Here is a 13,111-nt window from a genome sequence, read left to right as displayed (position 1 = left end):
AAGTTCATAACGATAACAATGCCTTGGCTACACTTTATCCCATCTGCATGAAAACGGTCACCCGCTGACCGCCATGCGCCTCAACCCAAACAATAAAGAAAGGAACCACCCCATGCACAAGAAGACACTGCTGGCCACCCTGATCCTGGGCCTGCTGGCCGGTCAGGCCGTCGCGGCCCCCTATCTGCCGCTCGCCAGCGATCACCGCAACGGCGAAGTGCAGACCGCCAGCAATGCCTGGCTGGAAGTTGATCTCGGCGCCTTCGAGCACAACATCCAGACCCTCAAGGATCGCCTCGGTGACAAGGGCCCCAAGATCTGCGCCATCATGAAGGCGGACGCCTACGGCCACGGCATCGACCTGCTGGTCCCCTCGGTGGTCAAGGCGGGCATCCCCTGCATCGGCATCGCCAGCAACGAAGAGGCCCGCGTGGCCCGCGAGAAGGGCTTCACCGGCCGCCTGATGCGGGTGCGTGCCGCCACCCCGGATGAGGTAGAGCAGGCTCTGCCCTACAAGATGGAGGAGCTGGTTGGCAGCCTGGTGAGTGCCCAGGGCATCGCCGACATCGCCCAGCGCCACCACACCAATATCCCGGTGCACATCGCGCTCAACTCCGCCGGCATGAGCCGCAACGGCATCGATCTGCGTCTGGCTGATTCCAAGGAAGACGCGCTGGCCATGCTCAAGCTCAAGGGGATCACCCCGGTCGGCATCATGACCCACTTCCCGGTGGAGGAGAAAGAGGACGTCAAGATGGGTCTGGCCCAGTTCAAGCTGGACTCCCAGTGGCTGCTGGAAGCGGGCAAGCTGGATCGCAGCAAGATCACCATCCACGCCGCCAACTCCTTCGCCACCCTGGAAGTGCCGGACGCCTACTTCGACATGGTGCGCCCGGGCGGCCTGCTGTACGGTGACTCCATCCCCTCCTACACCGAGTACAAGCGGGTAATGGCGTTCAAGACCCAGGTTGCCTCCGTCAACCACTACCCGGCCGGCAACACCGTCGGTTATGACCGCACCTTCACCCTCAAGCGCGACTCCTGGCTCGCCAACCTGCCGCTGGGCTACTCCGACGGCTATCGCCGCGCGCTGAGCAACAAGGCCTATGTGCTGATCCAGGGCCAGAAGGTGCCGGTCGTCGGCAAGACCTCCATGAACACCATCATGGTGGACGTGACCGATCTGAAGGGAGTCAAACCCGGTGACGAGGTGGTGCTGTTCGGCCGCCAGGGTGAGGCCGAGGTGAAACAGGCGGATCTGGAGGAGTACAACGGTGCCCTGCTGGCGGACATGTACACCATCTGGGGCTACACCAACCCCAAGAAGATCAAACGCTAAGCAAATCTCTGCTATGAAAAAGGGCTCCCGCGGGAGCCCTTTTGCTTGTTTGCCAATTATGCCGTTTTCTTGCGGGTCACCCAGAGGCTCAGCCCCATGGAAGCCAGCAGGATCAGCGCAACCACACCCAATGCAATTCCGGTGGGGATCTTGAACACATCCAGCAGCAGCATCTTGACCCCGATGAACATCAGGATCAGCGCCAGGCCGTATTTGAGCAAGGCGAAGCGCTCGGCCACGCCGGCCAGCAGGAAGTACATGGCACGCAGACCCATGATGGCGAAGATGTTGGAGGTCAGCACGATGAAGGGATCCGTGGTCACCGCGAAGATGGCCGGGATGCTGTCCACCGCGAAGATGAGATCGCTCACCTCCACCAGCACCAGAATGAGCAGCAGAGGCGTGGCGTAACGCACCCCATCGCGCCAGACGAAGAAGTTCTCCCCCTCCAGCGTCTCCGTCACCTTGAAGCGGCGGCGCATCCAGCCCAGCAGAGGGTTGTTGGCCAGATCCGGCTCCTTGTCAGCAGCCCACAGCATCTTGACCCCGGTCAGCAGCAGGAAGGCGCCGAACAGGTAGAGGATCCAGTGGAACTGCTCGATGAGCCAGCTGCCGGCGAACACCATGCCGGCCCGCATCACGATGGCACCCAGTACCCCGTACAGCAGCACCCGGCGCTGCAGCTCGGCCGGAATGGCAAAGTAGCCGAACAGCATCAGCCAGACGAAGACGTTGTCCACCGCCAGCGCCTTCTCGATGAGGTAGCCGGTGAGGAACTCCAGCCCCTTCTGGTTGGCAATTTCACGGCCGGCGCTGTGATCCAGCCAGAACCAGATGGCCAGGTTGAAGAGGAGCGCCACGCTGACCCAGATGAGGGACCAGATGCCCGCCTCTTTGAGCGACACCTTGTGCGCCTTGCCACCGCCGACAAAGCGGATATCAATCCACAACAGGACCAGCACTATGCTGAAGAAGCCGGCCCACATCCACCATTCACCCATTTTCACTTCTCCCAAAAACGACAAAACCCACGGCCGGGAGGCAGTGGGTTCGCGTCTGGAGCAGATACACCTTGCCTCTCGGCAAGGTCTCACTTACAGCCGATTTTCATCGACTGCCCGGCTGCCGGGTGCACTGCAGGATATGGGTGCACCGTAATGACGACAAACCGGCGAGAAGTTACTCCCCTTGTGCGGCGGATAGTAACAGCGGCAAAAGGGAACGCCAAGGGGCATCTTCATCTCCCTCGCAAAAAAATGGGGCGCCACCTGGGCGCCCCGTTTTTTCGTTGCGGCTCATCCATCAGAGCGGATCGGCCTTGAGGCAGGAGACCGCATGGTCGAAGTTGCCCTCGAGCTGGGGCCGGGTCTTGGCGCACTCCGGGCCAGCCACCGGGCAGCGGGTACGAAACACGCAGCCTGAGGGCGGATTCATCGGCGATGGCAGCTCCCCTTCCAGGATCTGGATGGTCTTGCTGCGCTCCAGATCCGGATCCGGAATGGGCACCGCCGACATCAGCGCCTTGGTATAGGGGTGCAAGGGATTGGCGAAGATCTCCTTGCCGGTCCCCAACTCCACCGCATTGCCCAGATACATCACCAGCACCCGATCCGAGATGTGCTTGACCACCGACAGGTCGTGGGCGATGAAGATGAGCGATAGCCCCATCTCCTTCTGGATGGATTTGAGCAGGTTCACCACCTGGGCCTGGATCGACACATCCAGCGCCGACACCGGCTCGTCACAGATGATCATCTTGGGCTCGAGGATCAGCGCCCGGGCGATGCCGATGCGCTGGCACTGGCCACCGGAGAACTCGTGGGGGTAGCGGTTGACCAGGTTGGGCAAGAGCCCCACCTTGCTCATCATGGCGCGTACCTTCTCCTTCACCTCCTCCTTCGGCAGGGCCGGGTAGAAAGTGATGAGGGGCTCGGCGATGATGTCGCCGATGGTCATGCGCGGGTTGAGGGAGGCCAGTGGATCCTGGAAGATCATCTGGATCTCTTTACGCTTCTCGCGCAGCGCCTTCTGGTCGAGCTTGGTCAGATCGTTGCCGAGCCACACCACCTTGCCGTCGGTAGCCGGCACCAGGCCGATCAGCGCCCGGGCAAAGGTGGATTTGCCGCAACCCGACTCCCCCACCACGCCCAGGGTCTCCCCTTCGTACAGGCGCAGAGTCACCCCGTCCACCGCCTTCAGGGCGGAGGGTTTGGCCCAGGGCCAGGCTTTGTCACTCTTGATGCTGAAGTGGACCTTGAGGTCGGACACTTCCAGCAGCAGTTTCTTGTCAGTCCCCATTTAGTTCACTCCCTTGATGATGGCATCCGATACCCAGTGGCAGGCCCGCTCCCGGCCGTCGTTGAACGGCGTCAGAACTGGGGATTGCCGGCCGCAAATCTCGCTCACCCGATGGCAGCGCTCCTGGAAGGGGCAGCCGGTGGGCAGACGCAGCAGGTTGGGCGGATTGCCCGGGATGGTGGGCAGCACTTCCCCTTCGGTATCGAGGCGGGGAATGGCGCGCAGCAAGCCTTCGGTATAGGGGTGGCTCGGGCGATAGAAGATATCGTTGACCTTGCCGTACTCCATGGTACGGCCGGCGTACATCACCAGCACCTTGTCGCAGATGCCGGCCACCACGCCAAGGTCATGGGTGATCATGATGATGGCGGTGTTGAACTCGCGCTTGAGCTCGTTCATCAGGGTCATGATCTGGGCCTGTACCGTCACGTCCAGCGCCGTGGTCGGTTCATCGGCGATGAGCAGTTGCGGCCGGCACAACAGCGCCATGGCGATCATCACCCGCTGGCGCATGCCGCCGGAGAACTCGTGCGGGTACATCCCCATCCGCTTGCGCGCCTCGGGGATCTTCACCGCATCCAGCATGCGCACCGACTCCTCGAACGCCTCGGCCTTGCTGACCCCCTTGTGCAGCATCAGCACTTCCATCAGCTGATCCTTCACCTTCATGTAGGGGTTGAGCGAGGTCATGGGGTCCTGGAAGATCATGGCGATCTTCTCGGAGCGGATCTTGTTGAGCTTGTGCTCCGGCAGGTTGAGGATCTCGTCGCCCTGAAACTTGGCAGACCCTGTGATGATGCCGTTCTTGGCCAGCAGCCCCATGATGGCGAACGCGGTCTGGGACTTGCCCGAACCGGATTCCCCGACGATACCCAGGGTCTCACCGGCAGAGAGAGAGAAGTTGAGGTCGTTGACCGCCACCACATTGCCGTCCGGGGTCTTGAACTCGACCCGCAGATCTTTTACATCCAGTAACTTCATAAAAACTCCTTATCGATCTTTCGTGACGTTTTCCTGTCGATCCGATGCGCTGTCCGCCCGATTGAGCCGCACTGTGCGGCCCTTCGGCGCGTTGTTCCAACGCTCTTTCCGCCGCTTTATCAGCGATCCTTCGGATCGAGGGCGTCACGCAGACCATCCCCGAGGAAGTTGAAGCAAAACAGGGTCACCACCATGAAACCGGCGGGGAACAGGAGTTGCCAGATGGCCACTTCCATCGACTTGGAGCCTTCATCCAGCAGGGCGCCCCAGCTGGTCATGGGCTCTTGCACCCCCAGCCCCAGGAAGCTCAGGAAGGATTCGAACATGATCATGCCCGGCACCAGCAGGGTGGCGTAGACCGCCACTATCCCCAGCACGTTAGGCACGATGTGACGGGTGATGATCTTCCACTTGGAGACGCCGCAGACATGGGCCGCCTCGATGAACTCCTTGCTCTTGAGGCTCAGGGTCTGGCCGCGGACGATCCGCGCCATGTCGAGCCAGCTTACCGCACCGATGGCGATGAAGATGAGCGCCAGGTTGCGGCCGAAGAAGGTCACCAGCATGATCACGAAGAACATGAAGGGGAAGGCGTTGAGGATCTCCAGTACCCGCATCATCAGGCTGTCGACCCGACCGCCGATGAAACCGGATGCCGCGCCGTACAGGGTGCCGATAATGACGGCCACCATGGCCCCCATGATGCCGACCATCAGCGAGATGCGCCCGCCAAGCAGGGTACGCACGAACAGATCGCGCCCCAGGCTGTCGGTGCCGAACCAGTGGCCGGTCTCCATGTCGGGGCCGGTCTGCATGGCGCCCCAGTCAGGATCGTCAAAGGTGTACTGGGACAGATGGGGCCCCACGATCACCGCCAATCCGATGATGGAGAGAATGATAAGGCTGGTGAGGGCCGCCTTGTTGCGCAGGAAACGGCGACGGGCATCCTTCCACAGGGAGCGTCCTTCCACCACTTCCACTTTCTGGGCGAACGCCTCGATGGCTTCGCGTTTTTCAGTTGTGACAACCATGATGTACTCCCGGCTTAGTAACGGATCTTGGGATCGATAAAGGCATAGAGAATATCGACCACGGCGTTAAAGGTGATGGTGAGGGCACCGACCAGAATGGTCAGACCGAGTACCATGGAGTAATCACGGTTGAGGGCACCGTTGACGAACAGCTGGCCAATCCCCGGCAGACCGAAGATGGTCTCGATCACCACGGAACCCGTGATGATGCCGACGAAGGCCGGGCCCAGGTAGGAGACCACCGGCAGCATGGCCGGGCGCAGCGCGTGTTTCAGGATGATGTGGCGCAGCGGCAGTCCCTTGGCACGGGCGGTACGGATGAAGTTGGAGTTCATGGTCTCGATCATGCTGCCCCGCATGATCCGCGAGATGGCGGAGATGTAATACATCATCATGCCGAACACCGGCAGCACCATGAACTGCACGCCACCACCCTGCCAGCCACCGGCTGGGAACCAGCCCAGATGGATACTGAAAAACAGCACCAGCAGGGGCGCCAGCACAAAGCCCGGGATCACCACCCCGGCCATGGCCGACGACATCAACAGATAGTCGATGACGGTATTCTGTTTGAGGGCGGCAATGGTGCCGAAGGTGACCCCCAGCGTCACCGCAAACAGAAAGGCGAAGGAACCTATCTTGGCGGAAACCGGCAGTGCCTGGCTCACCAGATCATTGACGGTGAAGTCCTTGTACTTGAAGGAAGGACCGAGATCCCCCTGCACCAGGTTGCCCAGATAGGTGAGATATTGCACCCCGATCGGCTTGTCGAGGCCATATTTGGCTTCGATGTTGGCCATCACTTCGGGTGGCAGGGTGCGTTCGCTGCTGAAGGGGTTACCCGGCGCGAAACGCATCATGAAGAAGGAGACGGTGATCAAGACCAGTAGAGTCGGGATCGCTTCCAGTAGACGTTTAAAAATGAATTTCAACATAGACAATTCCTGTCCTGTACTGCTTCCAAAGGGTCGCGGTTGTAATAAAGGCCCGCCGTCTGGCGGGCCCTGCTTGTTATGCGACTTGTAACGAAAATCAGTGGGCGATGATGTACATGTCTTTGCTGTACAGGTTGTCCAGCGGGTTGGCCGGATAGCCGCCCACGTAGGGCTTGACCATACGGGAAGTCACGTACTGATAGATGGGGGCGATCGGCATGTCCTTGGCCAGGATCTCTTCAGCCTGGACGTAGAGCTTGTTGCGCGCCTCGGCATCCACCTGGTTGCGCGACTCGTTCATCAACTTGTCGAACGCCAGGTTGGAGTATTTGCCGTCGTTGTTGCCGTGGGTGGTCTGCATCAGATCCAGCATGGAGGAGGCTTCGTTGTAGTCGGCGATCCAGCCGGCACGGCCCACGTCAAACTGACCCTGTTTCTTGGTCTCCAGATAGGTTTTCCACTCCTGGTTGACCAGGCTTACCTGCACGCCCAGCTTCTTCCACATGGAGGCCACGGCAACCGCCACCTTCTTGTGGTTGTCGTCGGTGTTGTAGAGCAGCTCGAACTTGAGCGGCTTGCCCGGGCCGAAACCGGCTTCGGTCAGCAGCTCTTTCGCCTTGGCATCGCGCTCTGCCTGGGTCAGCTTGGACCAGGCCGGCGCCACCGGCTTGAAGCCGTCCACGAAATCAGGGACCAGGGTGTAGCCCGGAGTTTCCCCCTTGCCCATCACCTTGTCGGCGATCACGTTGCGGTCGATGGCGTAGGAGAGCGCGGTACGCACCCGCACGTCATCAAACGGCTTCTTCTTGAAGTTGTACTGGTAGTAGTAGGTACCGACGTAGCCGCTCACCTTCACCTCGTTCGGCAGATCCTTCTTCATCTGCTTGAAACGCTCGATGGGCATGTTGTAGGTGAGATCCACTTCGCCGGCCAGGTAACGGTTCAGCTCGGCGTTGGTGGACTGGATCGGCAGATAGGTCACCTTGTTGATGACGGTCTTGGCGTCGTTCCAGTAGTTTTTGTTGCGCTCGACGTCGACGCGCTCGTTGACCACCCAATCCTTCAGCACATAGGCGCCGTTGGATACCATGTTGCCGGGCTGGGTCCACTTGTCACCGAACTTCTCGATCACCTTCTTCGGCACCGGGTAGGTGGTGGTGTGGGAGAGCATGCTGACAAAGTAAGGCACCGCCTTCTCCAGCTGCACCTCGAAGGTGTAGTCGTCCACCGCCTTCACGCCCAGCGTATCTGACGGCTTTTTGCCGGCAATGATGTCGGAGGCGTTGACGATGGTCGGGATCTCCAGATACCAGGAGTAGGGAGAGGCGGTTTTCGGATCGACGGCCCGTTTGAAGGCATATTCGAAGTCGTGGGCAGTGACCGGATCACCGTTGGACCACTTGGCGTTTTTACGCAGGTGGAAGACGAAGTGTTTGTTGTCCTTGGTTTCCCAGGACTCGGCCATGGCGGGGAGCACTTCCCCCTTGGGGCCGGAGGAGACGAGACCTTCGAACAGGTCACGCAGAATATTGGATTCAACCGTTCCTTCGGTTTTATGCGGGTCGAGAGTTGCGGGCTCGGAGCCGTTGCCTTTCACCAGCTGCTGAACCTCAGCCAGCTTGGTACCTGCGGGCACATCGGCGGCTTGTGCCGCGTTGACACCGCCAAACAGAGCTGCCACCAATAGGGTATTAATCATTGTTTTTTTATGAGTCATTTCCATACTCCACAAGAACATTCCATGCATTTTTCCATCAACGAGATAAGTACCCCGCTGCCAGCATAATTCCCTGACATTTCTGATAATGCAATAGATATCGTCAGGCAGGACTGGACTTTATGGTCAAAAAAGCAGCTTTTGACCAATTATTCAGAATTTAAATATCCCGTAATGGACGTTTTTTATACAAACCCGCTCGATTCTAGGAAATGACCAACAAAAAAGAAACAATAAAAAGCCGGTCACAAGGACCGGCTCCAACAAAACAGACCTGAATCACATCAATCCGGGGAAGACCCCCTTGATCCCCGCCACCATGATCTCGATACCCAGCGACATCATGATGAGACCCATGATCCGGGTCACCACGTTGATGCCGGTGTTGCCCATCACCTTGAACAGCAGGGGGGCGGCGCGGAATATCAACCAGGAGCAGAAGGCAAACACCATCACCACCAGCGACATGCCCAGCATCTGGGACCAGGTGCTCTGGCTGGCGTAGACGATGGAAGAGGAGATGGCACCGGGGCCCGCCATCAACGGCAGCGCCAGCGGCACCACAGCGACAGATTCCCGCGCGGCCAGTTCCCCTTTCTCCTGTTTGTTGTGCTTCACCTCCCCCAGCTTGCCCTGCAGCATGGACCAGGCGATCAGGGTGATGAGCGAGCCGCCGGCGATGCGAAAGGAGGCCAGCGAGATGCCGAACCCGTCCAGGATCAGTTGCCCCATGGACATGGAGACCAGCAGGATGATCATCACCGCAATGTTGGCGGTGGTGTTGGTCTTCATCCGCTCTTCCGGCGTCTGATGGCTGGTCAGGCTGACGAACACCGGCAGCAAGCCGAGCGGGTTGATGATCGCAAACAAACCGATGAAAAACTTCAGATATAAAGAGACGTCAATCGCTGCCATAGGCGCCATCCAGAAGTAGTACGAGGCCCTGTGGGCCACCCCGATAAACCGAGCGTAAATTTACATCATGCCCGAAACCTTCACCAATCAAATAATCTCACCCTTTCCGTGGCTTTTCAGTTAGTTCCTCTAATGCATCGACAAAATTCGACAGATTGAGTTGTTAATAAAGATTGTCGCGATTTAACACTCTGATAAAATCGCTTCGAGTTTTATCTGGCCATGGAGTTTGGCCGCAACATTTCATCTCAGCAAACAAGGATTTCGTGATGATTGATACGGACATCAAGTTGCAGTGGCACCTGGATGCACTGCCCGCAGGCACCCTGAACCCATTGCTTAGCTTCTTCGGGCGACTGCCGGTTGATCCCTACATTCAGGGCAGCTTTCGCCAGCGCCGCTACGGCCGGGTGGAGAAAGAAGGCTCCCGCTTTCAGTCCCTCGACAACGGCGTCTTCTTTCAGGCGGCCGCCATCAACAAGTTTCTGGGGGATGTGCCCAGAACCTATGCCGAGCTGGAGCCTGCCTTCGTCGCTCACCCCTCCTTTATACAACTGCTGAAACTGTTCGCCCGCCACACCCGGCTGGAAGACGGTCAGGCCATCGGCATTCACCAGATGCGCATCGTCACCGGCGAAGGAGAGAGCGTCCCGCCCGCACCGGAGGGGGTGCACCAGGATGGCTTTGACTTCATCGGGGTCTTCTTCTGCGGCAGTGAAGGGGTCAGCGGCGGCGCCTTGCAGCTCTATCATGGATTAAAAGAACAACCATTTTTCCAACAACAATTAAACGTCGGTGAGTATCTGATCCTGGATGATCGCCGTTTCTATCACAATGCCGCCCCCATTCTGCCCCTGGGCCCGGACCGGGGACATTGGGACGTGATCGTGCTAACTGCTTGAAAAATGGTGCGTGGACCCCTGTTCACGCACCATTCATCCCGCCTCTGGCCCACTAAACATCTGCGCAACATCTGGCAAACATGTATTGTGAAACAAAATTTCTTTTGTTCTTTTGTTACACATGATCCAGATCAAGTTTTTCTGAGTCAGCCCCGCTCTATAATCGACTCAGAAAGCGATTTAGTAAGGCATGTAAATACCCCGTTGTGGTGATTCTGTTCTTGACAGGGCATCTATAATTGCCGGGCATTGCCAAGGTCTTACTAAACAGTTTTCAAATCATCAGGAGATAAACATGGCAGTAACCAATTTGGCTGAACTGGATGCACTGGTTGCCCGCGTCAAAGAAGCGCAGCGTGAATTCGCCAGCTTCTCGCAAGAGCAGGTAGACAAGATCTTCCGTGCCGCCGCCCTGGCCGCCAACAACGCCCGTATCCCCCTGGCCCAGATGGCCGTGGAAGAGTCCGGTATGGGCATCATCGAAGACAAGGTTATCAAGAACCACTTCGCCTCCGAATACATCTACAACAAGTACAAAGAAGAGAAGACCTGCGGCATCCTCAGCGAAGATGACGAGATGGGTACCATCACCATCGCCGAGCCGGTAGGCATCATCTGCGGTATCGTACCGACCACCAACCCGACCTCCACCGCGATCTTCAAGTCCCTGATCTCTCTGAAGACCCGCAACGCCATCATCTTCTCCCCGCACCCCCGTGCCAAGAACTCCACCAATACCGCTGCCAAGCTGGTACTGGATGCAGCCATTGCCGCCGGTGCCCCGAAAGACATCATCGGCTGGATTGACCAACCCTCTGTTGAGCTCTCCAACGCCCTGATGAAGCACAACGACATCAACCTGATCCTGGCCACCGGTGGCCCGGGCATGGTGAAGGCCGCCTACTCCTCCGGCAAACCCGCCATCGGCGTAGGTGCCGGTAACGTACCGGTCGTCATCGACGAAACCGCCGATGTGAAGCGTGCCGTCGCCTCCATCCTGATGTCCAAGACCTTCGACAACGGCGTGGTCTGTGCCTCCGAGCAAGCCGCCATCGTGGTCGACTCCGTCTACGACCAGGTGAAAGAGCGTTTCGCCACTCACAATGGTTATGTGCTGTCCAAGGAAGAAGCCGACAAGGTTCGCAAGGTCATCCTGATCAACGGCGCCATGAACGCCAACATCGTGGGTCAGCCTGCGGTCAAGATCGCCGAAATGTCTGGCGTCACCGTGCCTGCCAACACCAAGATCCTGATCGGTGAAGGCGTGAAGATCTGTGAAGAGGAAGAGTTCGCTCACGAGAAGCTCTCCCCGACCCTGGGTCTGTTCCGTGCCAAGAACTTCGAAGAAGCCGTCGAGATGGCCTGCGACATGGTCAACCTGGGTGGTATCGGCCACACCTCCGGTCTCTATACCGACCAGGATCGCAACGCCGACCGCATCAAGTACTTCGGCGACAAGATGAAGACTGCCCGTATTCTGATCAACACCCCGACCACTCAGGGTGGTATCGGTGACCTGTACAACTTCGCGATGGCACCGTCTCTGACGCTGGGCTGCGGCTCCTGGGGTGGCAACTCCATCTCCGAAAACGTGGGTCCCAAGCACCTGATCAACAAGAAGACAGTCGCAAAACGGGCAGAAAACATGCTGTGGCACAAACTTCCGAAATCCATCTACTTCCGTCGTGGCTCCCTGCCGATCGCCCTGGGCGACCTGGAAGGTAAGAAACGCGCCATGATCGTGACCGACCGCTTCCTGTTCAACAACGGCTACGCCGACGAAGTGGTTCGTCTGCTCAAGGGCCTGAAGATGGAAGTGGAAGTGTTCTACGAAGTCGAAGCCGACCCGACCCTGTCCGTGGTGCGCAAGGGTGCCGAAATGGCCAACTCCTTCAAGCCGGACGTGATCGTCGCCCTGGGCGGTGGTTCACCGATGGATGCGGCCAAGATCATGTGGGTAATGTACGAGCACCCGAACACCGCGTTCGAAGATCTGGCCATGCGCTTCATGGACATCCGCAAGCGTATCTACAAGTTCCCGAAAATGGGCGTGAAGGCCGAACTGGTCTGCATCACCACCACGTCCGGTACCGGTTCTGAAGTGACCCCGTTTGCGGTCGTGACCGACGACGCCACCGGCGTGAAATACCCGCTGGCCGACTACGAGCTGACCCCGAACATGGCCATCGTCGACGCCAACCTGGTGATGGGCATGCCCAAGTCCCTGTGCGCCTTCGGTGGTATCGACGCCGTGACCCACGCCATGGAAGCCTATGTTTCCGTGCTGGCCAACGAGTACTCCGATGGTCAGGCACTGCAAGCCCTGAAACTGCTGAAGGACTACCTGCCCTCCAGCTACCTGAACGGTGCCAACGACCCGATCGCTCGTGAGAAGGTACACAACGCGGCCACCATCGCCGGTATCGCGTTCGCCAACGCCTTCCTGGGTGTGTGCCACTCCATGGCCCACAAGCTGGGTGCCGAGTTCCACATCCCGCACGGCCTGGCCAACGCCCTGCTGATCAGCAACGTCATCCGCTACAACGCGAACGACAACCCGACCAAGCAGACCGCGTTCTCCCAGTACGACCGTCCGCAGGCTCGTCGTCGCTACGCCGAAGTGGCCGACCACCTGGGTCTGACCGCCGCCGGTGACCGTACCGCCGCCAAGATCGAGAAGCTGCTGGTATGGCTGGACGAGCTGAAGGCAACCCTGGGTATCCCGGCCTCCATCCGTGAAGCCGGCGTCGCCGAGGCCGACTTCCTGGCCAAGGTTGACCAGCTGGCCGTGGAAGCCTTCGATGACCAGTGCACCGGCGCCAACCCGCGCTACCCGCTGATCAGCGAGCTGAAAGCCATCCTGCTGGACACCTACTACGGCCGTCCGTTCACCGAGGAGGCCCAAGCTGCCGCCAAGGTTGATGCCAAAGTAGAAGGCAAGAAGAAGTCCAAAGCCTGATAAGCTGAGTCGACTCGAGAGCCCGCGCACATGC

The 13,111-nt window shown here is 58.9% G+C and carries 10 protein-coding genes; 3 read left to right on the top strand and 7 right to left on the bottom strand.

The window, feature by feature from the left end; translation table 11 throughout:
* Window positions 1–112 precede the first annotated feature (112 nt).
* A complete protein-coding gene (gene alr, locus CK627_RS13030; protein ID WP_005302179.1) occupies window positions 113–1,339 on the top strand; it encodes an alanine racemase in 1,227 nt (408 codons plus the stop codon).
* 56 nt (window positions 1,340–1,395) lie between these two features.
* Here alr and CK627_RS13025 read toward each other — a convergent pair whose 3' ends face one another.
* From CK627_RS13025 to CK627_RS12995, 7 genes are all read right to left on the bottom strand, one after another.
* Window positions 1,396–2,340 (bottom strand): TerC family protein, encoded by a 945-nt coding sequence (locus CK627_RS13025; RefSeq protein WP_017764222.1) that lies wholly within the window; start codon window positions 2,338–2,340, stop codon window positions 1,396–1,398.
* 301 nt (window positions 2,341–2,641) lie between these two features.
* Window positions 2,642–3,637 carry a murein tripeptide/oligopeptide ABC transporter ATP binding protein OppF gene (oppF, locus tag CK627_RS13020; RefSeq protein ID WP_005302185.1) on the bottom strand — a complete coding sequence of 332 codons (996 nt, stop codon included), beginning with the start codon at window positions 3,635–3,637 and terminating at the stop codon, window positions 2,642–2,644.
* Window positions 3,638–4,618 (bottom strand): ABC transporter ATP-binding protein, encoded by a 981-nt coding sequence (locus tag CK627_RS13015; protein WP_005302188.1) that lies wholly within the window; start codon window positions 4,616–4,618, stop codon window positions 3,638–3,640.
* A 119-nt stretch (window positions 4,619–4,737) separates the two neighbouring features.
* The gene (gene oppC, locus CK627_RS13010) at window positions 4,738–5,649 is read right to left on the bottom strand and encodes an oligopeptide ABC transporter permease OppC (protein WP_005302192.1); all 912 of its coding nucleotides are present in this window, start codon (window positions 5,647–5,649) and stop codon (window positions 4,738–4,740) included.
* A 14-nt stretch (window positions 5,650–5,663) separates the two neighbouring features.
* Complete coding sequence (oppB, locus tag CK627_RS13005) at window positions 5,664–6,584, bottom strand: oligopeptide ABC transporter permease OppB (protein WP_005302198.1); 921 nt, start codon at window positions 6,582–6,584, stop codon at window positions 5,664–5,666.
* A gap of 97 nt (window positions 6,585–6,681) precedes the next feature.
* Window positions 6,682–8,301, bottom strand: coding sequence for an ABC transporter substrate-binding protein (locus tag CK627_RS13000; RefSeq protein WP_017764221.1), 1,620 nt, complete (start codon window positions 8,299–8,301; stop codon window positions 6,682–6,684).
* A 279-nt stretch (window positions 8,302–8,580) separates the two neighbouring features.
* Window positions 8,581–9,216, bottom strand: coding sequence for a YchE family NAAT transporter (locus CK627_RS12995; protein WP_005302204.1), 636 nt, complete (start codon window positions 9,214–9,216; stop codon window positions 8,581–8,583).
* Window positions 9,217–9,485: 269 nt separating this feature from the next.
* Between CK627_RS12995 and CK627_RS12990 the strand changes: the two genes are divergently transcribed.
* Together CK627_RS12990 and adhE are read left to right on the top strand one after the other, a co-directional pair.
* Window positions 9,486–10,118, top strand: coding sequence for a 2OG-Fe dioxygenase family protein (locus tag CK627_RS12990; RefSeq protein ID WP_167385343.1), 633 nt, complete (start codon window positions 9,486–9,488; stop codon window positions 10,116–10,118).
* Window positions 10,119–10,413: 295 nt separating this feature from the next.
* Window positions 10,414–13,077, top strand: coding sequence for a bifunctional acetaldehyde-CoA/alcohol dehydrogenase (adhE, locus tag CK627_RS12985; RefSeq protein ID WP_017784052.1), 2,664 nt, complete (start codon window positions 10,414–10,416; stop codon window positions 13,075–13,077).
* The last annotated feature ends 34 nt before the right edge of the window (window positions 13,078–13,111 follow it).

Source organism: Aeromonas dhakensis (assembly GCF_002285935.1).
GTDB classification, from domain to species: domain Bacteria; phylum Pseudomonadota; class Gammaproteobacteria; order Enterobacterales; family Aeromonadaceae; genus Aeromonas; species Aeromonas dhakensis.
The sequence above is the reverse complement of the archived record's forward strand: the minus strand, read 5'-3'. Positions and strand labels throughout refer to the sequence as shown.